The organism is Nioella nitratireducens, from assembly GCF_001879715.1.
In the GTDB taxonomy this organism is placed as follows: Bacteria; Pseudomonadota; Alphaproteobacteria; order Rhodobacterales; family Rhodobacteraceae; genus Nioella; species Nioella nitratireducens.
In genome coordinates, this window is the sequence record NZ_MNBW01000012.1 from 42006 (window position 1) to 64333 (window position 22328).

Below are 22328 nucleotides of genomic sequence, written 5' to 3' on the forward strand. Positions count from 1 at the left end.
CGGGTCACATGCTGCAACTACGGTCAAAGCGGCGCCCGTCGCGGGACGCGCCAAAACCGTTTAGCGCCACCGTCAGCCCGAAATCCGTGGCTGGGGGCAACGTAGCCGAGGTTGTGAAGCGGCGCGAGAGGGAAAACTCCACATCGACGCACTCGGTGGCGTAGGTCAGGCTCAGACCGGCCCGGGTCGGCTCGCTGGCTTCGAAATCATAGCGCCAATCCACCTGCGCGGCCCAGGCACTGTCAAAGTCGTACGAGGCGTCAAAGGCCCATTCGGCCATATCCTGCGGGCGTCCCTCGGCGGGGTCGGCTTGCAGCCATGTGACCGACGAGGCGAGGTCGAGGTGATCTTCGGTCCAAGATACGGCCAGTTCGTTCGAGCTGACATTGAAGCGCTCGCTGAAGATGGCGCGGTTCATCAGGGTCAGGGACGATCCGATGCCAAGGCTTGTCGAGATCATGTAATCGGACCGCGCCCCGTCGAGGCCCGATCCTTGCGTGAATTGACCATAGGACCGGTCGCGGACGACTTGGCCTGCTGTCACACCAAGGGACCAGCCAAGCGGATCGTGGCGCGTATAGCTCAGGCCGTAGGCCAGACGCGGCCCCAATTCCTGCCCGTCCGCGCCCGGAAAACGGTTGAGGGAAAACAGGTTGCCCTCGTCGAACTCCACCACCGCGCCGTCTTCGTTGGGGACGGCGGGGCCGCTATCGGGGGCCCAGACATATTGCAGCACGGGTTCCAGCAGATGTGTCACGCCGGTCGCGCTGGCACGGGCCAAGGGCCACCGCAATTCGCCCGCGATCGAAGGCGTCGAGCGGGTGATTTCGCCGGGATAGGTCGAATCCTGCTGAATGTCGTAATAATCGCCCTGCCAATGCGCCTCGACCGCGGCGAGGATGCCGGCCGGCAGAACCCAATCGCGCCGCCACGTCGCATCGAGGCTGATACGGCCCAGATCGCGCCCGGTCACGTCCATGTTGGACCGGCGCTGATGCGCATGGGTGCTGAAACTGAACGTTGCGATGCCGCCTATCCAGCCCGGCTCGATCCGCTCGACCACCTCGGAATCCGCCATCAGGGTGGGCAGGGTGTAGTTGTTGTCGCCGGTGCGCAACGAGCGGACCCGGTCAAAGGACAGGCCGATATATTCATCGCGCCGCGCCCGGCTGATGGCAAAGCCGGATTGCAGGATGTCCTCTTCGCTGTAGCCATAGGTCAGCAGGTAATCGGGGTCAGAGACCGTCTGATAAGCCAGGTCCAGCCGGAAGTCGTTGGGCAGGTCGAACCAGCCATCGGCAAAAAGGTAAGAGCGGGTCGACTCGTTGGTCAGGTTGTCCCAGCTGTAGGCCCCTGTGACCTCGACAAAGCCGGTTCGGAACGCCCTGCGGACCCGCGCCTCCAGCGTCTGGCTGTCGCCAGCGGATATGACTGGCGTCAGTGTCACGTCCGCATGGTCCCCCAGCGTGACGAAATAGGGCAGCCGAAGCGCGGTGCCCAACTGATCGCTGGCCGTAATGGATGGGGTCAGGAACCCGGTGGACCGCTCAAGGGTCGGGTCGGGCAGGCGCAGGCGCGGGAACCATGCCACTGGCACCCCAAGCGCGCGGAATTGGGCGTCTTCGAAATAGAGCTGCCGCTCCTGCTGGTCATGGACGATCCGCCGGGCCCGAATTTGCCACAGCGGCACCGGGTTTGCCGCGCAGACCTCGCAGGACGAGGCGACGGTCTGATACATCTGGGTATAGCGCCCGCCCTCTCGGTTGATCTGCGTGGCGGCGATCTGCAACTGCCTGTCCAGCACCAACCGCGCCGATTGCAATACGCCGTCCTGCAAATCGGCCGAAAGTTCGGCGAAATCGGCGAAGATGATCGTGTGTCCGGTTTCCTCGGTCAGGGTGATCGGCCCTTCGACCGTGATCTGGTCATTGTCCCCATTGTAAAGGACCGCAGAGGCACGCAGCCGGGCGCCGTTGTAGAATATCTCGACATTGCCGCGCGCAGAGACCGAGGTGGTGCCTTGGGCAAAGCGGATATTGTCGGCGATCAAGGTGGCGGGAACCGGGTTGTCCTGTCCTTGCGCGCCGACCGCCGGGGCCAGGGCAATCATCGCCGCCAGAAACGCGCCGCGCCACCGCATCAGCCATCCTCCGTATGGAGCAAGAAGCCGAGCGGCAACAGGATCGCGGCAAGGGGCGGCGTCCACGCGGCGATCAGCACCGGCAATTGGCCGGTCTCGCCCAGCACCTGCGCGAAGTTGCGCAGGAAGAACATGCCGAAGCCCAAGAGCAGCGCAAACAAGACCATCATCCCCGTTTTCCCAAACCGGGTATGCCGCATCGTGAAGCTCGCGCCAATCAAAACCATCGCCGCCAGCAGGAACGGATTGGCAAGTTCACTCATAAGCCACACCCTGTGTTGCAACGCGGCAAAGCCCGCGGCGCGCAATTGCGCAATGAATCCGGGCAGTTCGTAGATCGGCACGGTCGAGGGGTCGCCGAAACTGTCGCGGATCTGATCGCGGGTCAGGGTCGAGGGCAGGGAAAAGCTGTCATGGGTGCTGGCTTCGGCCTCGGGGTTCGCGCGCCCGAGCGGCCAGACCTTGGCACCGGTCAAGTCCCAAGCGCCCTCGGTCAGAACAGCGGTGTCCGCGTCGATGCGGCTTTGGGCCTGCCCTTCGGAATCATAGACGAAAAAGCTGGCCTCGAAGAGGGATGTGCCATCGGAATTTGCCCGCGAGGCGCGGATCACCGTCTGCCCGAAGGCGCTGCCCTGCCGCAGCCACAAACCTTCGCCGGACACCGAGAGGGTGCGGTTTTCATCGGTCTGGTAGCGGGCGATCGACACTTCGTATTGGCGTTCGGTCGCCGCCACCAGCGGGTTGATCACCAACAGCCCCAGCACGCCGATCAGCACGGCGACCATCACCGGCGCCATGGCCGAGCGCAGCGCCGATCGGCCAGAGCCGCGGATGACCACCAGTTCCGATGTCCGCGCAAGCGAAAGGAACAGCACCAAGGTGGCGAGAATGATGAACAGCGGCAGCATCCGGTACAGCCCGCCCGGCAGGTTCAGCAACGCCAGTTGAAACGCCGCGCCCAGCCCGGCATCGGCGTTGCCGATCTGGCGCAATTGTTCCGCCAGGTCGATCGGCAGCAGGATCGCCACGAAAACCGCCAACACCATCAGGAAGGACTGGAGGAACCGGCGCGCGATGTAGAAATGCAGGATCATGCCGGTGCCCCGTCGATCCCCCGCGACGGGCGCTGTCGCAGGCGGTGGCCGCGCATGGACAACCAAACCATGACGCAGGCGATCACCATGGCAAGCCCGGGTTGGAGCCACGCCAGAAACGCCATGCCGTCTTGCCGGGAGCCGATGCCTTCGGCCGCGTTCCAGACCATCTGCAACGGCACCATCAGCCCGATGGCCACGAGGATCTGTGGCCACGAGCCAAAGCGGGAAAACGCCCCCAGCATCAGCGTTGCCGCCGCGATCACCGGTACGAAGATCGCAAAGATCGGCTTGGCAAGGCGGTCATGCCCCTCGAACCGGAAGGCTGCAAGCGACGACCCCTGCGACTCGGCGTATCCTGCGGGTGCGGTCAGCAGCACCCATGTCGGCACTTCGCGGATATGCAACAGGCGCCCGCTATCGGCCCCGATCAACCCGCCGATGTCATAGGTGAAATCGTCGAAGCGAATGATCGACAACCGCGCGCTCTCGATGTTCAGGGTCTGTGCCATGCCTTCGAACATTACCAGCCGCGGGCCGTTGTCGCCCCCGACCAGCAAGGCGCGGCTGGCAGTATAGGTGGTCTCGGTGCCGGCCTGCGACCGATCTTGCAAAAAGACATCGCGAAACTCGCCCAACTCTGTGATCTCGCGGATATAGACCGTCACATTGTTGGTGGGATGAATGAACTCGCCCGACCGCAGCAACCGCCCCGTCATGTCGCGCGAAATTTCCGCCGAGCGGTCCATGATCTGGCTGCGCGCCAGCGGCACCAGGTAGTTGGTCAGAATCGCCAGCAGGATCGCCGCCAAAAGACCGAACACCCAGACCGGGCGCAGCAGCCGCAGCGCCGAACAGCCCGCCGTCTGCATCACCACCAGCTCGCTTTCCGAAATCATCCGGTTGGTCACGTAGATGGCGGCAACAAAAGCTGAAACCGGGATCACCAGAGACAAGCTCTGCGGCAAGGAAAGCGCTGAAAATTCAAGAAAAACCCGCAAGGATTGCCCGTCGCCAATCAACCGGTCGAACAGGCCCACGGCCTGGTTCACCCAATAGACCGAGACCAGCACAAGGCTGAAAAAACTGAACAGCACCAAGAGCTGGGACAGGATATACCGGTCATAGCGCCCCAAGATGCGCCCCCCTTAAAAACCAATCATTTGCAGACCCCAGTTTCCCGTTCTTAGTGCAATCGACAGCGCAAGGACAGGCATATCTGGTCATCGGGCCGCGCGCGCCCTAGTGTTGCCGACGACAGACAGACAAGAGGCGATAAATGACAACCCCAATCGAGATTTCCTTCATCGAAACGGACACCGGCGCGCTGGAAAACGCCACGGGAAAACTGGCGGTGATCGTGACGCCCGACGGCAAGCTGGACGCCGCCGCGCGTCGGGTGAACCGGCTGACGCGCGGTGCGGTTGTGCGGCTGGCTGAGTCGGAGGGCTGGGACAAGGCCACACCTGGTGACGTGGTCACCCTGGCCTTTCCCGCGGGGCTGGCAGCCGAGGCGCTGGCGGTTGTGAAACTCGCGCGTCGCCCCAGTGTCGCCGAAGCGCGCAAGGCCGGGGCGGAACTGGCCAAGGTCAAGGGGGACGCGGTGATGACCGTTGCGGCTGGCGCGTTACCCAAGGCGGCGGACCTGTCGCTTGGCCTTGCGCTGCGGGCCTATGCCTTCACCGACCACAAGACGGAAGCGGCCAAGTCGGCGGGCGGTGCGACGATCATGGTGTCGAAACCAGAAGAGGTTGCCGCCGAAGCCGCCCCGATGGCTGCCGTGGCCGAGGGCGTCTTTTTTACCCGCGATCTGGTAAGCGAACCCGCAAACGTCCTGACAACAGAAGATTTCGCCGCGCGGCTGGCGGCCATGGGCGAATTGGGGCTGGAGATCGAGATCCTCGAAGAGGCCGATCTGGAAGCGCTGGGGATGCGGTCGCTGCTGGCCGTGGGGCAGGGGTCGGAAAGCCCCTCCAAGGTGGTCGTGATGCAATGGAAAGGCGGTGGCGACGAGGCCCCCCTGGCCCTCGTGGGCAAGGGCGTCGTTTTCGACACCGGCGGGATCAGCCTGAAACCGGCGGCGGGCATGGAAGACATGACCATGGACATGGGCGGTGCGGGTGTCGTGGCGGGTGTGATGCGCACGTTGGCGCTGCGCAAGGCCAAGGCCAACGTCGTGGGCCTTGTCGGTCTGGTTGAAAACATGCCCGACGGGCGCGCGCAACGCCCCGGCGACGTGGTCAAATCCATGAAGGGCGACACCATCGAGGTGATCAATACCGACGCCGAGGGGCGGCTCGTTCTGTGCGACGTGATGTGGTACGCGCAGGACCGGTTCCAGCCCCGTGGCATGGTTGACCTCGCCACACTGACCGGGGCGATCATCATCGGGCTGGGGCATGAAAACGCTGGTGTCTTTTCAAACGACGATGCCTTTGCCAACGGGTTTCTCAAAGCCGCCGAGGCCGAAGCCGAAGGCGCGTGGCGGATGCCTTTGGGCGAAGCCTATGACAAGCAGCTCAAATCCAACATCGCGGATATGAAGAACGTCGGTGGGCGGCCTGCCGGGTCGATCACGGCAGCGCAGTTCCTCAAACGCTTCGTCAAGGACGAAACCCCGTGGATTCACCTCGACATCGCGGGTGTGGCCAGCGTGACCTCGGACACCGCCTTTGCGCCCAAGGGGGCCACGGGCTGGGGTGTGCGGGCGCTCGACCGGTTCATCCGCGATGGCTACGAGCAAGCGTGAATCGCATGGGAGCGGCCCTGTTCTATCACCTCACCCACTCGACACCCGAGGCGACGGTGCAGGCCCTGTTGGGCAAGTCGCTGCAAGCGGGCTGGCGCGTTGCGGTGCGGGGCCGCTCCGACATGTTTCTGGGGCGGCTTGACGAGATGCTGTGGCTCCGCCCCGAAGACGGCTTCCTGCCTCATGGCCGGGCTGGGGGGCCGCATGACGCGGACCAGCCGGTGCTGTTGACCCAACAGACGGCACTTCCCAACGGGGCGGCCTGCCTGATGAGCGTCGAAGGCGCCGAGGTCTCGCCCGAGGAAGTGCAGGCGCTGGAACGGGTTTGCATCCTCTTTGACGGTGCGAACGAGGCGGCATTGCAGCAGGCGCGAGGGCAATGGCGGGCGCTGACCGGCGCGGGCTGCGAGGCGCAATACTGGTCCGAAGAGGGCGGTCGTTGGGAAAAGAAGGCCGAGAGTGCCGCAAAATAGGGACGCCTTTGCGCCGCCAAGACGCGATGCCGGCCGCACGCCTTTGCGTCAGCGCGCCAGAACCATCCGACCGTTTTCAATGGCGATGCGGTTGAACCGGTTTAGATAGGACATGCCGAGAAGGCTTTCCTGCATTGGCGACCCGTTCACCACGGCGGGCACATAGCGGTCGGTCATCTGGCCGACGCTGACCTGTTCTAGCCGCACGGCGGCGGTCTGAACCATGCCGTTGGCCGTCATTGCGCGATTGGTATAGCTGAGCCCGCGCATATCCAGCCCGGCGCGCGCGGCGTCTTGCGGGGTCAGCACCATGTCGGTGGCGCCGGTGTCGATCATGAATCGGATCGGGGCGCCGTTGATGTCGAGGGTCAGGTAGTAATGGCCATCGAAGCTGCGCGGGACGACCACCTCGCCGCTATCGGTGATCATCGCCTGCCGAGGTAGAACAGTCTGGGTGATCTGCGGCCACAGCCCCACCGCCGCTACCCCGGCCGCGATCAGAAAGCCCCATGTCAGGGCCATCTGGGCCACGCGCCCGATGCGATGGCGATTGGCCGACAGCATCGAGCCAACCAGCGCAACGCCGAGCAGCGACAGGTAGATGAGCGAGGCGATTTCGGTTTTTTCCATGGGGCGTGGGTCCGTTTGCAGGCGCAATCTCAATATAGGGTCCGGGCGGGACTATGCCACCTGAAGATCGCGCAACCCGTCGATCACGAATTGAACCGATAGCGCGGCAAGCAACATCCCCAAGATGCGCGTCACAACGTTGATCCCCACCGGGCCAAGCAGTTTTTCCAGCGGGCCGGCCAACAGGAACAGGGCGACGACGCAAAGGATCACGGCAAACATCACCCCGTGGACAAGGGCAATGCCTGCTCCGCTGTCGGCGGAGCCGGTCAGCAGGATCATGGTTGCCATCGCGCCGGGCCCCGCGATCAGCGGCATCGCCAGCGGAAAGACCGAAGGGTCTTCGGCATGGGGCGCATCAGCCTGTCCCTCGCGCCGCTGTTTGCGGCGCTCGAACAGCATGTCCAGCGCCGTCAGGAACAGCAGGATGCCGCCGGCAATGCGGAAGGCGGCCAGCGAGATACCGAGGAAGGACAGCACCGCCTCGCCCGCGAGGCCAAAAACCGTCAGCAAGACCACCGCCACCAGACAGGCCCGGATTGCGATGGCGCGCCGGGCGGCGTTCGACGCCCCCGTGGTCAACGCAATGAAAATAGGCGTCAGGCCGATCGGGTCGATCACCACGAAAAGCGCCACGAAGGCGGTGATGGCATCGCTCGGGATCATGTCGCCTCGGCATCCTCCAGCCGTTCAAGCGCCGCCATCCAAAGGGCCTCGGCGCGGGCCAGTCCATCCTCGACTTCGGCGAATTTCTTTTGCCAATGCGCGAGATTGCTGGCCTGAGCATCGAAGTAGAGCACCGGGTCCGCAAGCTTGGTCGACAATTTTTCGCGCATCTCGTTGATTTTCTCGACCCGTGCCTCGCATTTTCGCACCTCGGCCCGCAGGTCGAGGATTTCGTCGCGGGGTGGACGCTTGGGTTTCGGTTTGGGCGCGGCAGGCTTCGGCTTGGCCGGGGCCGTGTCGCCCGACAGCAGCAACCGGCGATAGGCGGCAAGGTCGTCGTCAAAGGGGTGCACGCCGCCACCCTTGACCAGCCACAGGCGATCGGCCGTCATTTCCAACAGATGCATGTCATGGCTGACAAGGATCACGGCCCCCGAATAGGCGGTCAACGCCTCGACCAGCGCTTCGCGGCTTTCGATGTCGAGGTGGTTGGTCGGCTCATCGAGGATCAGCATATGCGGCGCGTCCAGCGTTGCCAGCAGCAGCGACAGGCGTGCCTTTTGCCCGCCCGAAAGCTTGCCCACCACGGTTTCCGCCTGATCGGCGCCAAGACCGAACCCCGCCAGCCGCGCGCGCAGCTTGGCCGGGGCTTCCTCGGGGCGCATTCGCCGCAGGTGTTGCAGGGGCGTTTCGTCGATATGCAACTCATCCACCTGGTGCTGCGCGAAATAGCCCACCCGCAGCTTGGAGGATTTGGTGAGTCGCCCGTCCATCGTGGGCAGTTTGCCGGCCAACAGCTTGGACAGCGTCGATTTGCCCTCGCCATTGCGGCCAAGCAGGGCGATCCGGTCGTCTTGGTCGATGCGCAGGGTCAGGCGTTGCAGCACGGCCTTGCCGTCATAACCGACGCTGGCCCCGTCAAGCTGCACGATCGGCGGCGAGAGTTGCTCTGGCTCGGGAAACGAGAACGCGCGGAAGCCACGTTCCGACGGGGCCGTGATCGGCTGCATCTTTTCCAGCATCTTCAACCGCGACTGCGCCTGTTTGGCCTTGGTGGCCTTGGCTCGAAACCGGTCGACGAAACTTTGCAGATGGGCGCGGCGGGCGTCTTGCTTTTTCGATTCGGCCTGTGCCACCGCGATGCGGGCGGCGCGGGTTCGGGCAAAGGTGTCGTAGCCGCCTTGATAGAGCGTCAGCTTGCGGTCTTCGAGATGCAGGATATGGCCCACGGCCCGGTTCAGCAGACCGCGGTCGTGGCTGATCACCAGCACCGAATGCGGGTATTTCGCCAGGTAGCTTTCCAGCCAAAGTGCGCCTTCAAGGTCGAGATAGTTGGTCGGTTCGTCCAGCAAAAGCAGGTCGGGCGCCGCGAAAAGCACCGCCGCCAAGGCCACCCGCATCCGCCAGCCGCCCGAAAAGGCCGAACAGGGCATAAGCTGTTCCTCGGCCGTAAAGCTAAGGCCGCGCAGGATGGTTGCCGCGCGGGCCTCGGCCGACCATGCGTCGATATCGGCCAGCCGGGTCTGTATTTCCGCGATGCGCGCCGGATCGTCGGTTGCTTCCGCCATCAGGGCCGCGCGCTCGGTATCGGCGGCCAGCACCGTGTCGATCAGCGATGTCTCGGAGGATGGCACTTCCTGTGCCACGCCGCCGATGCGGGCGCGGGTTGGCAGGGTGATTGCCCCGGTGTCCAGCGTCAACTCGCCCCGGATAAGGCGAAAGAGGGTGGTCTTGCCGGTGCCGTTGCGGCCGACAATGCCCACCTTGTGGCCATCGGGAATGGTGGCGGACGCGCCCTCGAGCAGGGGGCGACCGGCGATGGAGAATGAGATATCTTCGATCCTGAGCATGGGGCGGGGTGTGACCCGCGCGGGCAGGACTGTCAATTGGCGGCTTTTCAAGCCGATCCCCCCATGCTAGGGGCCGCGCCAACGCTAACACCTTGCAGGAGTGACCTTCATGGCGCTGGAACGCACCTTTTCGATCATCAAACCCGATGCCACCAAGCGCAACCTGACCGGCGCAATCGTGGCCAAGCTGGAAGCCGCCGGCCTGCGCGTCGTCGCCTCCAAGCGCATCCACCTGAGCAAAGCCCAGGCTGGCGTGTTCTACGAAGTCCACAAGGAACGCCCGTTTTACGACGAACTGTGCGAATTCATGTCGTCTGAGCCGATCGTCGTTCAGGTTCTGGAAGGCGAGAACGCCATTGCCAAGAACCGCGAAGTGATGGGCGCCACCAACCCGGCGGATGCTGCAGAAGGCACGATCCGCAAGGAATACGCCCTGTCGATCGGTGAAAACTCGGTCCATGGCTCCGACGGCGCGGACACCGCCGCTGTCGAGATCGCCTATTTCTTCTCGGGTCTTGAACTGGTCGGCTGATCGCCGTGCCATGAACAACTGATCGGGCCGCGCCTTCGGGGGCGGCCCTTTTCGTTGGTGGGGCGGGGGTCACTGGCGGGCGATGACGCCGATCTCGTTCAGGGCTTTTTCCAGTTCCGAGAGGCGGACGTCAAACGCCTTTGCGCAAATCGCGTCGAACCGTGCGCGCAGGGCTGTCTTCTCCGGTCCCCGGCAATCGTTCCAGGGGCGGCCCTGCAATCCCATGTGCAAGACATAGTAGCCGATGAAATGCGGGCGCGCGCCCGTCTTCAGCATTGCGGCGTAGGCAGCATCGGGGCCACGGGCGCGCAACTCTTCGGCGCTGGTGATCCCGGCCCGCGACAGGGCCTCGGCCATGGCGGGGCCGATATTGCGGATCTCGGTCAGGGGCGTGGGCATGGCGCGGGCTTTCGCAAGGGACAGCCCGGCGAGCCTATCAGATGCTGGCCCAGTCCTTGAAGATCACAGGCGGATCCTTTTTCGGGGTCGACTGCGGTTTCGGGGGTTTCGGCGCCTGCTTGGGCGTGGGTTTCGGTTGTGGCATGACGGTCTCTTTCTGCTCGATTTGGTCTTTGTGCCAATGGATAGCCTGCGCCGGGAATGCGGCGGTTTTCGGGGTCATGCCATGCCGGGAAGGCGATTGAATTGTGGCGAAAATGGGGCCGGGGACGGGGTGGTGACGGATATACATTTCGAACCTGGCCAGTTGGACAGGTCTCGAATTTCCAAGCGATTCCCTGGTCGAGGGGCGCGATTCGGGGGGATTGGTTCCAGCCCGTCATCAATGCCGGGAAAAAAGAGGTATTGAAAAAGTGTCAGGCCGGTCCTAATGCTGCCTCAATTCCGCCACGGTTAACAGAGCGTTTCGTGTGAGGGATCAATCCTTTGTTTTCATATCGAAGACAGTCATGAATCAGTGAAAATTCCCCTAGGGCATGGTGGCTCTGGCAAGATTGCAGATTTACCTAGGTAAACAAGGTGAATTGGAAAAGGGAAACCAGTGTCAAAACGCACCAAGACGGCCGCCGTCGTTTTACAGGTAGAAACAATCGGCCCCAACTTTGGTCGGGTTTCGCCACATTCTTTTACACTTTGAGACAATTTCTGACCAACTCCCGCCATGTTTCAGACAATTTTCGCTTTGTTGGGGCCATCCGACAGGCTATCCCTTGGTCAGCCCAACTGGGGGGCGATGTCTGAAGGCCACGGGGGCGGCCGCACGAGACCAAGCCGATCTTCGGATCGACTGGTGGCATGTGAGCCGCGCTGAAAGTGCGGAAAATCAACAGCTTCGTCCTGTGGGGCGTGTGCTGGCCGCTGCCTTATGGCCGTCGCCCACCGTTTTGGTGGCCTGGTCCCTCGTGCGCCCGCCCTCGAGTTTCAAACATCGCAAATCGGTTGGATCTGTTTCGACAACGGTCCTGAAGGGGATGTGCGATGATTTTATTGTTTGCCGCCTACGGTTTGGTTCTCGCCAGTATCGCGCTGTGCCCGCCACCCCCCGTTGTCACCGACAAAGCAATTATCCGCCAGGACGGTGCCGGACGCGCCGCCTCCTGCAACTCTTAAAGGAGACGACAAATGTCTGGAAATAATGAGCAGGGCAGCGTCGACGGCGTGGTCGATGGCACCCCCGGAAACGACGAAATCAATCTGGCCTACACCGGTGATCCCGAAGGCGATCGCATTGACAACAACGACGCCATTCTGGACGGCCATGCCCCCAACGACGATGTGGTTCTGGCCGGGGCCGGTGACGATACCGTCCATGCCGGTGTTGGCGACGACACCCTTTGGGGCAATGACGGCAACGACTATCTCGATGGCGAGAGCGGTGACGACCTTGTCAAAGGCGAAGGCGGCAACGATACGCTCGTCGGCGGCGATGGCGACGACACCCTGATCGGCGGCGACGGCAAGGAAAGCGTCGATGGCGGGGATGGCAACGACTATATCGACACCCGGTTCGACGGCAATCTGCCGCTGCCTGACCGCGGCTATCCGGGCCTGTTTCCGGGGGATGGCGATCCCCTCGACGGGATGGATACCGTCGATGGCGGGGCTGGCGACGATACGATCCTGACCGGCGACGATGCCGATGTCATCACCGGCGGTTCTGGCGATGACATGATCAACGCGGGCTTTGACGACGACACGGTGTCGGGCGACGAAGGCAACGACAAGATCGTTGCTGGCGAAGGCTCTGACAGTGTGGACGGCGGCGATGGTGACGACACCATCTACGGCGGTCTTGGGCCGGGCTTCCCCGACGAGCTGAACATCACCGACGATGGCTCGGACGGCAACCCGATCGGTCCCGACGCAGTTGTCGATAACGGCATGGACACGCTTAACGGTGGCGCTGGAAATGACCTGATCTATGGCGAAGACGACGACGACCTGATCTACGGTGGCTCTGGCAACGATACGATCGACGGCGGCATCGACGAAGACGAGATCCACGGCGGCGACGACCGTGACGTGATCCTCGGTGGCAATGTCGGCGATTTCGTCGATGGCGGCGGTGGCGGTGACGACTATGACACGCTGGACCTGACCGGGTCCGGACCGCTGCGTGTCGAGCTGGACTCCGGCAACCCGGAAAACGGCACGGTCACCTTCTACGATGGTGGCGGCTTCGACCCGTCCAACATCACCGGCACCATGCGTTTCGAGGAAATCGAGAACGTCGTGCCCTGCTTCACCCCCGGTGCCCGCATCGCAACCCCGCGCGGCGAAGTGCTGGTGGAAAGCCTGAAGCCCGGCGACAAGGTTCTGACCCGTGACAACGGCATCCAGGAGATCCGCTGGATCGGCTCGCGGACGCTCAACCATGCCGAGCTGCGCCGCGCGCCCAATCTGCGGCCCGTGCTGATCAAGGCCGGGGCCCTCGGCGATGGTCTGCCCGAACGGGACATGCTGGTCAGCCCACAGCACCGGATGCTGGTCGCCAACGAACGCACCTCGCTCTACTTCGAGGAAAGCGAAGTGCTGGTGGCTGCAAAGCACCTGATCGACCACCAGTCGGTCACCTACATGGACACGCTGCGCACGACCTACATTCACTTCATGTTCGACCGCCACGAGGTGGTTCTGGCAGACGGTGCCTGGACCGAAAGTTTCCAGCCCGGCGACCAGACCCTTGGCGGCATGGGGCAGGATCAACGCGACGAGATCTATGCGCTCTTCCCCGAGCTTCAGCAGCAGGACGGCACCGACAGCTATGCCGCCGCCCGCAAGGTGCTGAAAGGCCACGAGGCGCGCCTGATCATCCGCTAATCGGAATGCAGCAGGGATACGGGGGGAGAGGGGGCTATAACCTCTCCCCGGACCCGACTACAGGGGCGGTGCTTATGCGCCGCCCCACTTTTTCGTATCAAAGGCTGTTGCGCCACGCGGCCCAATCTTCGGGCGTGTCGAGGTCGATCACCGCATGATCGCCCGGCAATGGCACCAGATGCACCCGGCCAGCATGGTTTTTCAACACTCCACGCGCGCCCTTGTCGCCACGGATCTTGCCAAGCTCTGCCAGCAGGTCGGCGGGAAACAGCACTGGATTGCCGGCTGTGCCATCTTGCCCTGCAGCCCGCAGAATGGCATTCGGCGCTTGCCGGGACAGGGCAATCAGAAGGTGCAGATCATGGGCCGTCACCTCGGGCATGTCGGCCAATACGATCAAAACCGGTCCCGTCAGCCCCGCGACTCCGGCGGCGAGAGAGTCGCTCATCGTGCCGCCCGGTGCTGTCTCGACGATTTCGGCCTCGATCCCGTCCAGCACCGCCCGCCGCGCCGAATGCCCCTGGGGCAAGACCACGCGCAACGGCCCCGCCTTGGCCGCGCGCCGGGCCATCAGGCGCAGCAACGGCTCATCGGACACGGTTTCCAGCAGCTTGTCCGCCCCCCGCATCCGGGAAGAGGCACCCGCCGCCAACAGCACAAGGGTCACGTCCTGATCCATGGGCAGAGCTTTCGCTGCCCGGCGCGGTCGCGTCAAGTCAGCCCCGCATCCGTGCACCGTCGGCGTCGAACAGCGGGTCGCTGACCAGCCGCGCAGGCCGCATCTCGCCAAGGATCTCGATGTCCACTTTCAGCCCTTCGACGGCGCGCTCGGTCGGGACGAAGCCGAAGGCCACGGATTTCCCGGCATAATGCGAATACCCGCCCGATGTGCAAAAGCCCTGCACGGCGCCATCCAGCCAGATCGGCTCATAGGCGATCACGTCGGCATCCTTGGCCTCGACGATAAAGGAGCACAGTTTTCGCGCCGCACCCGCGGCCCGCTCCGCCTCGGCCGCCGCCTTGCCGATAAAATCGCCCTTCGACCAGCGAATGAACCGATCCATCCCGGTTTCGCAGGGCGTATAATCCGGCGAGAATTCCCGCATCCAAGAGCCAAAGAACTTGTCCAACCGCAAGCTCATCATCGCCCGCATCCCAAAGGGCTTCAGGCCGAATTCCTGTCCGGCGGCCCACAGCACATGCCACAGCGCGCGTTGATCCATCGCATCGACATAGATTTCATAGCCAAGGTCGCCGGTATAGCTGACCCGTTGCACGATGGCCTCGCACATCCCGATGGGCAGGCGCTGCACATCCATGAACCGGAACGCGCCTGGCCCCACATCGGCCCGCGTCACGCTGGCCAGCAGATCCCGCGCGCATGGCCCCGCGATCTGGAACCCGGTCTGGCGGTCCGAGATGTTTTCGACCTGCACATCGCCCGAAAGCTGCCCCTCGAACCAGCGCATATGGAAATCCTGCGCCCCATAGCTGGCGGTGACGCGGAATTCCGTTTCGGTCAGGCACGCCACGGTGAAATCCCCGATCAACCGCCCCGAGGGTGCCAGCATCGGCGTCAGGCTCATCCGCCCCGGTTTCGGTATGCGGCCCGACATGATCCGATCAAGCCACCCCCGCGCGCCGGGGCCAGAGACACGGTACTTGCCGAAATTCTGCACCTCGTTGATGCCCACGCCCTCGCGTACGGCGCGCACCTCGCGCGCGGTGGCGTCAAAGGCGTTTGACCGGCGGAACGAGGGCGTCTCATATCGCGGTTCATCGCCTCGGGCGAAATAATTCGGCACCTCCAGCCCGTATTGCTGCCCCCAGACCGCGCCCATCTGGTCGAAAATGTCGTACATCGGCGTCGTGCGGAAGGGCCTTGCGGCGGGCAGCTCCTCGTTCGGGTAGGTCACGGAAAAGCGGTTCTGGTAGTTTTCCACCACCTTGGGCAGCGTGTAACCGGGTGTGATCCAACGGCCAAAGCGCGCCACGTCCATGGCAAAGACATCACGCTCCGGCTCGCCCTCGACCATCCATTGCGCCAGCGTCAGACCGACGCCACCGCCTTGGCTGAACCCCGCCATGACGCCACAGGCCGACCAGTAATTGCGCAAGCCCGGAACCGGCCCCACCAGCGGGTTGCCGTCGGGGGCAAAGGTGAACGGCCCGTGAATGACCGTCTTGACGCCTGCGCGTTCAAGGATCGGATAGCGGCGCCAGGCAAAGGCGATACTGTCCTCGATCTTGTCATAGTCATCGGGCAGCAGTTCATGGCCGAAGCCCCACGGCGTGCCGTCCACGGCCCAGGGCCGGCAGGGTTGTTCGTAGAAGCCGATACAAAGCCCGCGCCCCTCTTGCCGCAAGTAACTTTCGCCGCCGGGGTCCATCACATGCGGATGCTCGACCTCGCGCTCATAGATCTCCGGCAGGTCGTCCGTCACCAGATACTGGTGTTCCATCGGATGCAGCGGCAGATAACAGCCCGCCATCGCGCCGACCTCGCGCGCCCAAAGACCACCTGCGTTGACCAGATGTTCCGCGTGGATCGTGCCCTTTTCGGTCACCACGTCCCACGTTCCGTCAAGGCGCTGATTGGTCTCGCGCACCATGCAATGGGTTTCGATCGTCGCGCCCCCCATGCGCGCGGCCTTGGCATAGGCGTGCGTGGTGCCGGACGGGTCCAGATGTCCGTCGAGCGGATCGTAAAGCCCGCCCAATACGCCCTCGACATTGGTGATCGGCGCAATGGCCTTGATCTCATCCGGGCCCAAAATCTCCGTCTCCAGCCCCATGAAGCGGTGCTTGGCGCGCTCGGCCTTCAGCATGTCGAAGCGTTCCGGCGTGTCGGCCAGGGTCACGCCGCCCACATGGTGCAACCCGCAGGACATGCCGGTCAGCTCTTCCAACTCTCTGTAAAGCCGGATCGTATAGCCCTGAAGGGCTGCCATGTTGGTGTCGCCATTCAGCGTATGGAACCCGCCCGCCGCGTGCCATGTCGAGCCGCTGGTCAATTCCGAGCGTTCCAGCAGCATCACATCCGACCAGCCAAGCTTGGTCAGGTGATAGAGCACCGAACACCCCACCACGCCGCCGCCGATCACGCATACCCGAGTGCTGGTTTTCATCGCCGTTCTCCCACATGGCCCACCTCCCGCAAGACAGCCCCCGCCGCCCGCCGCCCGCAAGCCCAAAAGCGACATCGCTGCTTCTTCTTTGTAAAAATACTCCTGGGGTTTGGGGGCAGCGCCCCCAACTGCGCGGCCCGTTCACGGGCCGCGCGGATCGGCGCCGCAGGCGGCGAAGTTCCCCAGGCTACAAGAGCTTGCGCACCCGGATCTGGGTCAGCCGGTTCTGCTGGCGCTCGGCCACCTCGAAACGGAACCCATGAAAGGAAAACACCTGCCCTTCCTCGGGGATCATCTGCGCCTCGTGGATAACCAGCCCCGCCACGGTGTTGGCCTCTTCGTCGGGCAGGTTCCAGTCGGTGGCGCGGTTGAGGTCGCGGATCGTCATGCCGCCGTCGATCAGATAGCTGCCATCGGCCCCCGGCGTCAGGTTGACCTCTTCCTCGACATCGAATTCGTCGGTGATTTCGCCGACAATCTCTTCGAGGATATCTTCCAGCGTGATCAGCCCCTGCAATGCGCCATATTCATCGACCACCAGCGCGAAATGGGTATGGCGGCGCAGGAATTGCCGCATCTGGTCGTCGAGCGTCGTCGTCTCGGGGACAAAATAGGGTTTCATCGCCACGTCGATGATCGAAAACGCGGCCAGCCCCGAGGCCGAGGCCTCGGGTCCGCGCATCAGCCGATCCATCGCGCGGAGCACGTCCTTGGCATGGGCCACGCCGATGATGTTTTCCGGCTCGCCGCGATAGACGGGCAGGCGGGTATGGGGGGATTGCAGCAACTGGCTCAGGATCGCCTCGCTATCCTCTTCCGCGTCGATCATCTCGATGGATGAGCGGTGAAGCATGATTTCCTCGACAGTGCGTTCCCCCAGATCGAGCGCGCCAAGCAAACGATCGCGGTGTTCCTTTTCCACCGCGCCTTCGGAATGGCCAAGGGTGATGGCCCCAGCGATTTCCTCGCGGGCCGACAGGACGGCGCTGTCGGGGTCGGTTTGCACGCCGAACACCCGCAACATGCCGCGCACCAGCACCTGCACCATGGACACGACTGGTGCGAACACCAGGATCACCAGCGCGATCATCGGGCTGACGGCGGCGGCGGCCTTTTCGGCATTGGTGATGGCGTAGGTCTTGGGCAGCACCTCGGCGAAGATCAGCACCAGAAGGGTCATGACGAGAGTGGCCAGCGCAACGCCGCTTTCGCCGAAGGCGCGGGTAAAGAGCGATGTCGCCAATGAGGCCGCAAGGATATTGACGAGGTTGTTGCCAAGCAGGACCGAGCCGATCAACCGCTCGCTGTCTTCGGTCAGTTTCAGGGCCTTGTCCGCCATGGCCGACCCGCGGTCGGCCTGCGTGCGCAACTTGCCGCGAGAGGCGGCGGTCAACGCGGTTTCCGACCCCGAGAAGAAAGCCGAGAGCAACAGCAGCGCCAGGATCGCTCCGGCGGTGATCCAGAACGAAGCGTCAAGAAGGGGGTCGATCTCGGGCATGGGGCCTCCTGCCTGTGGCGGTTGAGCCGGTTATGGGGGCGCTGGTGGGTCTTATCAAGCGGCGTGCGCACCGGCCGGGAAAAACTCTGACTGCGCACCTGCCCATTCGGATAGGTCGGAAGGGCGAAAAAACCCGGCCAAATCATGGAGTTTGCCGGGTTTTCGGGCGGGTGTCCGAATCACAATGTGGCGGAAATTTGTCCGGCTTGGCGACAAACATGTGCGGATGTCGCCATTGTTTCGCCCCAATGACAACCGGAAGGAGAGTTCAGAATTTTCATCAAATTTTCCGGCATCGCTTTGTCGGGAAGTGGCCCCACCGCTGCCACAAAATCGCCACGGTTTGCGCCCCCGGAAAGAGGCCATTTCGGCCGACCATTGTTTCCTTTGAACCTGCGCCAACCTGCCCCAATGGACAGGGATGTTCCGCAAGCTCGCCCTAGAGGTGAAAATTTTGCCGTTTATGTTTCTTAACGGGAAACAGTAGCAGCAGATGGTCGATGAGGCGCTTTGATCAAGGTGCGGAAAACACGTCTTTTTGTATCTTGATCGCGAACAGCGCTATCCCATAATTTACACAACCTAAGCGGGAATATGGCAATCGAGAATTGACGAAATTATGCCATAAATGCATTTATTGACCCGTGTGAAGGCGCTGATCGGCCATGACTTTAGGGCGATGCGGGACCGGACTGCCATCCGGGCGCGCATCTCTCGAAAAGGTGGGGATGGTTCGATCGAAATCCTGGGGGAACCGGGTCACGTCCCGCGTCTGCTCGCACCAAGAAACCTACTGACTTCATGATCCGCGCCAGAGTCGCAGGCGGCGGGCCGGAAGCGCTTTGTCTCGTGCCCGCAGTGCGGGACACGCCCTCTGGAGGGGTGCGCGTATGTATGAGCGTTTCGATCTGTATGGCCAAGGTGAGGCCCCGTTCGTCATCACCCCGATGTCGATCGACGAAACCCGGACACTTTATCGGCGTCGGTCCAAGCGCGTTCTGGATCTGGCCATCATCGCCTTGGTGGCGGTTCCGGCGCTGCTGCTGATCGGTGTCTTCGCGGCCATTCTCAAGTTGAGAGAGGGCGGTGCCGTATTCTATTGTCAGGAGCGGATCGGTCGCAACGGGCGCAGCTTTCGCATGTGGAAGTTGCGCACCATGGTGCCGGATGCCGACAAGGTGCTGGAAACCTATCTGTCCGACCATCCCGAGGCCCGCGCCGAATGGGACAGGCATCAAAAACTGCGCAACGATCCGCGGATCACCCGGATGGGCCGGTTCCTGCGCCGCAGTTCGCTGGATGAGGTGCCGCAGCTGTGGAACGTATTGATGGGCGAGATGTCGATCGTCGGCCCGCGTCCGATGATGTGCAACCAGCGCGTCCTTTATCCGGGGACCGAATATTACGCCATGCGGCCGGGGATCACCGGCTATTGGCAGACCTCGGACCGGAATGACACAAGCTTTCATGAACGGGCGTGGTACGATCAGGCCTATTACCGGGCGCTGTCGCTCCGCACGGATCTGGCGATCATCCTGCGGACGTTTTCCGTGGTTCTGCGTGGGACGGGGCACTAAGCCGATCCACCCGATCTGCCATCAAGTCCGCCACCTTGTGGCCCCAGGCCGCCCAGTTCAACCGCTGTTCATAAAGCGCGCGGGACGACCGGCGCAGCGCGCTGTGCCGGTCGGGATCGGCCAGATAGCCCTTGATGACCTCGGCGAAGGCGTCTGCGGTGGAGCCGAAGGGCAGGGCATGGCCGTTCTTGCCAGTCCAGACCGGAACCCCGCCCACGTTCAGGCACAGCGTCGGCAATCCATAGGCAGAGGCTTCGCAAAAGGCGAACCCGTAGGATTCCATCGACGGCATCAACAGGAAATGCGCCTTGCGGAAACATGCCTGAAACTGCGCCAAGCCCTCTGGCTTGCGCTTGTCGAGATAGGGATGAACCGTCAGGCCCCGGCGGTCGATTTCCGGCGGCGGGGTGCAACCCACCACCGTCAGCCTTGCGTCGATGCCCTCGGCGCGCAGGCGGGCGACCGTTTCGGCGGTGGTCCACCCCCCCTTGGCGGTCCAGTCACGGCCCACCAGCAGGATCTCGACCGGGCCTTTGGGGGGCAGCGGTGGCGTTTCGCCCAAGGGGCCGGGATCGGGAACATTCGCGCCCCATGGCACCGTCAGCGAGCGGTCGGGATCGAGACCGTAGCGCGCCGTTGCCGCCTCGGTCAGCCAGTCCGAGGGCCACAGCGCCAGATCAAGCCCGGAAAAGAGCCGCGCCTCGGCCCGTTCGATCAGCGGATCGAAGAGCCGCGACGGCGCAAACCAAGAGCCGAAGCTGTGCCCGATTTCGGACTGTTTGTAGATCGTCGGTGTCGCGTCCGAGGTATAGGCCGTGACCATCGGGTAGGGCGGCCGCACCCGGCACATGGCGTGAAACGCATAGGCCCCGAACAACACGTCAAAGCGCTCGGCCTTCAAGGCGCGGACCACCCGGCGTGCGACCAGCGGCGCCAGGGCCAGGTGCACCCGCCACCGGGCGCGGATGCTGACCGCCTCTGGCGCGGCCAGAACCGCCCGGCGCAAGGGCTCGGCCACACCCCAATCTTGCGGCAGCACCGTCACGTCGCCCACATGGGCCTGCAAGGCGTCGAACAGGCGGGCGTTGCCGCCGGAATACAGCGTCCGGTTGCGCGGGTCGAAGTCGCACAGATAGGCTATCTTCAGCCGTTTTGCTGCCGTGGTCCCCATTCTGCTGCGCCCCGTCTTTCCTGGCTTTCAAGGCATAATTCTGCCCCAACGATGGGGTATAGACTGCGAATGTCCCCCAACGAAGGGGGAATCCGGGCAATAAAATGACAGAGCAGACGAAAAGGACCACCGGATAACGCCATGCCCAATGCGCTCGCAACTCTCGCGCTGGTGAGCTTCCCGGCGCTGGCGCTGTGGCTGTTCTGGCGCTTGCCGCCGGGGCGGGCGCTGTTGGTCGTGCTGGTTCTGGGCTACCTGTTTCTGCCCCCCCCGCCGGCCGGGTTCGATTTTCCGTTGATGCCGCCCCTGACCAAGCAGACCATTCCGAACCTGAGCATTCTGGCGATCTGCCTGGTGAAATATCGCGGCGATCTGAGATTGATGCCGGAAAACCCGCTGGCCCGTGTTCTGGTTTTGACCTTCATCTTCAGCCCGATCGGGACCGTCCTGACCAATATGGACCCGGTCTATTTCGACAATTTCGCCTTGCCGCCCTTGCGCCTGCGCGAGGCGGCGGCGCAATGCATCAACCAGTTCCTGCTGTTGTCGCCCTTTCTTGTCGCACGTCATTTCCTGCGCAGCAGAGACGATCTGCGCGATATGATGTTTGCCATGCTTTTCGCGGGGCTGGTCTATTCCGTGCCGATGCTGATCGAGGTGCGCCTCAGTCCGCAGTTAAATATCTGGATTTTCGGCTATTTTCAGCACGCCTTTGACCAGATGATCCGCGACGGGGGCTTCCGGCCCATCGTGTTCCTCTATCACGGGCTTTGGGCTGCCTTCCTTGCGATGACCGCGCTGATGGCCGCGGTGATCATCGCCCGCAACAGCACCAGCCGCAGCGTTGTCGTCTGGTGGATCGCGGCCGCCTACATGGCCGTGGTGCTGGTTTTGTGCAAATCGCTGGCCTCGCTGCTCTATGCCACCGCTTTCGCGCCGATGCTGTTGCTGTTGACCGTGCGCGCCCAGCTTCGCGTGGCACTGGTTCTGGCCAGCCTAACGCTGCTCTATCCCGCGATGAAGAGCGTTCACCTCATCCCCGAGGCGCGCATCCTGTCGATGGCCGCAAACATCGACGAAGAACGGGCAGGCTCGTTGCAGTTCCGGTTCGAGAACGAGAACATCCTGATCGACCGTGCCATGGAGCGGCCCGTGTTCGGCTGGGGCACATGGGGACGCAACCAGATTTACAATGGCCAGACGGGGGAGTTGCTGACCACCACGGACGGGCGTTGGATCATCACCATCGGGGTGTATGGTTGGGTCGGGTTCCTTGCGGAATTCGGGCTGCTGATCCTGCCCATGGGCCTTGCATGGCAGGCCCTGCGCCGACGAGAGGCCCCCCCCAGCCTTTGGTTTGGCGGGGTGGCAATCATCCTGGCCATCAATATGATCGACATGATCCCCAACGCGACCCTGACGCCGATGACATGGTTGTTTTCCGGGGCGTTGCTGGGCAACGCTGAACGGGTGCGCCGGGACGTGCGCCAAAGGTCCGACACGCGCCGCGCGGCGCTGCGAACAATCCTGTGAGGGGGCGG

18 protein-coding genes are annotated in these 22328 nt (G+C 63.3%); 6 read left to right on the forward strand and 12 right to left on the reverse strand.

Annotated features, from left to right (window positions below; genetic code table 11):
* Positions 1–4: 4 nt before the first annotated feature.
* From BKY27_RS13170 to lptF, 3 genes are read right to left on the reverse strand one after another with little or no spacing between them, the layout of a single operon-like run.
* Entirely contained in the window at positions 5–2140 is a 2136-nt protein-coding gene (locus tag BKY27_RS13170; protein ID WP_071674960.1) for an LPS-assembly protein LptD, read from the reverse strand.
* Entirely contained in the window at positions 2140–3234 is a 1095-nt protein-coding gene (gene lptG / locus BKY27_RS13175; protein ID WP_071674961.1) for an LPS export ABC transporter permease LptG, read from the reverse strand. The genes BKY27_RS13170 and lptG overlap by 1 nt, the downstream gene beginning before the upstream one ends.
* Positions 3231–4370 (reverse strand): LPS export ABC transporter permease LptF, encoded by a 1140-nt coding sequence (lptF, locus tag BKY27_RS13180; protein ID WP_071674962.1) that lies wholly within the window; start codon positions 4368–4370, stop codon positions 3231–3233. Before lptF ends, lptG begins: the two co-directional genes overlap by 4 nt.
* A 143-nt stretch (positions 4371–4513) precedes the next feature.
* Between lptF and BKY27_RS13185 the strand changes: the two genes are divergently transcribed.
* Complete coding sequence (locus BKY27_RS13185; RefSeq protein ID WP_071674963.1) at positions 4514–5983, forward strand: leucyl aminopeptidase; 1470 nt, start codon at positions 4514–4516, stop codon at positions 5981–5983.
* Between the two features lie 5 nt (positions 5984–5988).
* Entirely contained in the window at positions 5989–6456 is a 468-nt protein-coding gene (locus BKY27_RS13190) for a DNA polymerase III subunit chi (protein ID WP_071674964.1), read from the forward strand.
* Between the two features lie 48 nt (positions 6457–6504).
* Here the strand turns inward: BKY27_RS13190 and BKY27_RS13195 are convergent, their stop codons facing one another.
* Genes BKY27_RS13195 through BKY27_RS13205 form a run of 3 tightly spaced genes read right to left on the reverse strand, consistent with a single transcriptional unit; the run spans position 6505 to position 9602 of the window.
* Positions 6505–7086 (reverse strand): retropepsin-like aspartic protease family protein, encoded by a 582-nt coding sequence (locus tag BKY27_RS13195; RefSeq protein WP_071674965.1) that lies wholly within the window; start codon positions 7084–7086, stop codon positions 6505–6507.
* A 51-nt stretch (positions 7087–7137) separates the two neighbouring features.
* Positions 7138–7752, reverse strand: coding sequence for a MarC family protein (locus tag BKY27_RS13200; protein ID WP_071674966.1), 615 nt, complete (start codon positions 7750–7752; stop codon positions 7138–7140).
* Entirely contained in the window at positions 7749–9602 is a 1854-nt protein-coding gene (locus BKY27_RS13205; protein ID WP_071674967.1) for an ABC-F family ATP-binding cassette domain-containing protein, read from the reverse strand. Before BKY27_RS13205 ends, BKY27_RS13200 begins: the two co-directional genes overlap by 4 nt.
* 109 nt (positions 9603–9711) lie before the next feature.
* Between BKY27_RS13205 and ndk the strand changes: the two genes are divergently transcribed.
* Positions 9712–10134, forward strand: coding sequence for a nucleoside-diphosphate kinase (gene ndk / locus BKY27_RS13210; protein WP_071674968.1), 423 nt, complete (start codon positions 9712–9714; stop codon positions 10132–10134).
* Positions 10135–10203: 69 nt separating this feature from the next.
* Here the strand turns inward: ndk and BKY27_RS13215 are convergent, their stop codons facing one another.
* Both BKY27_RS13215 and BKY27_RS13220 read right to left on the reverse strand, forming a co-directional pair.
* On the reverse strand, positions 10204–10533 hold the full coding sequence (locus BKY27_RS13215; protein ID WP_071674969.1) for a TfoX/Sxy family DNA transformation protein: 330 nt from the start codon (positions 10531–10533) through the stop codon (positions 10204–10206).
* 37 nt (positions 10534–10570) lie between these two features.
* The gene (locus BKY27_RS13220) at positions 10571–10756 is read right to left on the reverse strand and encodes a hypothetical protein (RefSeq protein ID WP_146636244.1); all 186 of its coding nucleotides are present in this window, start codon (positions 10754–10756) and stop codon (positions 10571–10573) included.
* Between the two features lie 959 nt (positions 10757–11715).
* On the opposite strand from BKY27_RS13220, the gene BKY27_RS13225 reads away from it, so the two are divergent.
* Positions 11716–13413 carry a Hint domain-containing protein gene (locus BKY27_RS13225; protein WP_071674971.1) on the forward strand — a complete coding sequence of 566 codons (1698 nt, stop codon included), beginning with the start codon at positions 11716–11718 and terminating at the stop codon, positions 13411–13413.
* Between the two features lie 97 nt (positions 13414–13510).
* Here BKY27_RS13225 and BKY27_RS13230 read toward each other — a convergent pair whose 3' ends face one another.
* The 3 genes from BKY27_RS13230 to BKY27_RS13240 form a co-directional block, all read right to left on the reverse strand.
* Positions 13511–14092 carry a nucleotidyltransferase family protein gene (locus BKY27_RS13230; protein ID WP_071674972.1) on the reverse strand — a complete coding sequence of 194 codons (582 nt, stop codon included), beginning with the start codon at positions 14090–14092 and terminating at the stop codon, positions 13511–13513.
* A gap of 37 nt (positions 14093–14129) precedes the next feature.
* Positions 14130–16541: a GcvT family protein gene (locus tag BKY27_RS13235; protein WP_071674973.1), complete on the reverse strand. Its 2412-nt coding sequence runs from the start codon at positions 16539–16541 to the stop codon at positions 14130–14132.
* 187 nt (positions 16542–16728) lie between these two features.
* Positions 16729–18039 carry an HlyC/CorC family transporter gene (locus BKY27_RS13240; protein WP_071674974.1) on the reverse strand — a complete coding sequence of 437 codons (1311 nt, stop codon included), beginning with the start codon at positions 18037–18039 and terminating at the stop codon, positions 16729–16731.
* 890 nt (positions 18040–18929) lie between these two features.
* Here BKY27_RS13240 and BKY27_RS13245 point away from each other — a divergent pair.
* Positions 18930–19616, forward strand: coding sequence for a sugar transferase (locus BKY27_RS13245; protein ID WP_071674975.1), 687 nt, complete (start codon positions 18930–18932; stop codon positions 19614–19616).
* Here BKY27_RS13245 and BKY27_RS13250 read toward each other — a convergent pair.
* The gene (locus BKY27_RS13250) at positions 19570–20787 is read right to left on the reverse strand and encodes a glycosyltransferase family 4 protein (protein WP_071674976.1); all 1218 of its coding nucleotides are present in this window, start codon (positions 20785–20787) and stop codon (positions 19570–19572) included. The genes BKY27_RS13245 and BKY27_RS13250 overlap by 47 nt on opposite strands.
* Before the next feature lie 141 nt (positions 20788–20928).
* Between BKY27_RS13250 and BKY27_RS13255 the strand changes: the two genes are divergently transcribed.
* Positions 20929–22320 carry an O-antigen ligase family protein gene (locus tag BKY27_RS13255; RefSeq protein WP_071674977.1) on the forward strand — a complete coding sequence of 464 codons (1392 nt, stop codon included), beginning with the start codon at positions 20929–20931 and terminating at the stop codon, positions 22318–22320.
* The last annotated feature ends 8 nt before the right edge of the window (positions 22321–22328 follow it).